Consider the following 1,427-nt stretch of genomic DNA (forward strand, 5'->3'; position numbering starts at 1 on the left):
GGACCCTCACCGACCTCCCGGCCCCCCACGACTACAGAGCCGCGCTCGCCACCGCCGACGACAAGACCTAGGCGGGGGCGGCCGTGTCGTGGGAAGCGGGCCAGGAGGCCCAGCGGGCGGGGGCGAAGGTGTCCGAGTCGGCGCGGACGTTAAGGGCGCCCGGGCCGGCGAAGTGGGCGGGGACGACCAGTTCCCGCTCGTCCGCGGCCCGTTGCAGGATCCGGCGGCGACTGGCCGCCGCCCGTACCGGGTCCAGGCAGAAGCAGCTGTTGCAGGACGGCTGGACGATCTGCACCGGGCTGTGCAGGAGATCGCCGACGAACACGGCCCGCTCACCTCGGGAGGCCAGGCGCAGGACGGACGAGCCGGGGGTGTGGCCGGGGGCCGGCTCCAGGGTGAGGTGTTCGTCGATGCGGTGGGCGCCGTCCCACAGCACGACCTGTCCGGCCCGGTGGACCGGCGCGATGCTGTCCTCGTAGACCAGGGCGTCGTCCGGGTTCCGGCCCGTTCCACGGGAGTTGCCGGGCCCGAAGTGGAAGTCGTCCGCCGCGGGGATGAGGTAGCGGGCGCGAGGGAACGTCGGGACCCACTCTCCGCCCACGTCGTGGGTGTTCCAGCCGACGTGATCGGCGTGGAGGTGGGTGTTGACGACGACGTCGACGTCCTCCGGGTGGACGCCGGCGGCGGCCAGGGCGCCCAGGAAGTCGGTCTGCCAGTGGTGGAAATGGGGGGTGTGGGGGCGTTCGCGGCCGTTGCCGACCCCGGTGTCGATCAGGACGGTCCGTCCGGCACTGCGCAGGACCCAGGACTGCAGGGCCATCACCGCCTGGCCCTGCTCCGGCTGCCAGTGGTCCGGAGCCAGCCAGTGCCCGTTGTCCTCCCAGACCCCGGCGGAGTCCGGCACCAAGTCGCGGGCGGAAATGAAGAAACCCTGCCACTCGCGGACCCGGATCACCTCGACATCGCCGAGCCAGATCGACTGTCTGTTCTCATTCGTCATGCCCCGACCCTAGAAAGGAGCCGGTGAGCTCCTCAATGCCCGCTCGGCTCACACCGATACGCGGGCGTCTCATGCGGGGCGGCGGCCCGGTAGCGTGACGGGATGGACGTGGTGAGCGATGCGATCTCGACCGTACGGATCGGGCGGCCCTCTTCGCAGAGGGTGCGGGTGAACGGGAGTTGGTGCGCCCGCCTCGACCCGTACGACGGTGCCGGGTTCCACATCGTGCTGGAGGGCAGCTGCCGGCTGCTGCCGGACGGCGATGGCGCGCCCCTGTCACTGGGCGCGGGGGACGCGGTACTGCTGCCGCACGGGACGGGCCATGTGATCGCCGACCGTGCGGCCGGTGCGCGGGAGATGGAGCGGGCGATGAGGTTCGACCAGTGGGACGCGGTAAGCACGACGGGTCGGCCGGTTGGGGCGGGCG

The 1,427-nt window shown here is 72.0% G+C and carries 2 protein-coding genes; one reads left to right on the forward strand and one right to left on the reverse strand.

The genetic code is table 11. The annotated features are described in order from the left end of the window. Window positions 1–67 precede the first annotated feature (67 nt). Window positions 68–1,000, reverse strand: coding sequence for an MBL fold metallo-hydrolase (locus tag PV721_RS43340; protein ID WP_319734371.1), 933 nt, complete (start codon window positions 998–1,000; stop codon window positions 68–70). Between the two features lie 102 nt (window positions 1,001–1,102). On the opposite strand from PV721_RS43340, the gene PV721_RS43345 reads away from it, so the two are divergent. Next, a partial coding sequence (locus PV721_RS43345) for a cupin domain-containing protein (protein WP_319734372.1) occupies window positions 1,103–1,427 on the forward strand: 325 nt, incomplete at its 3' end.

This window comes from Streptomyces sp. MB09-01, from assembly GCF_033794505.1.
Lineage (GTDB): Bacteria > Actinomycetota > Actinomycetes > Streptomycetales > Streptomycetaceae > Streptomyces.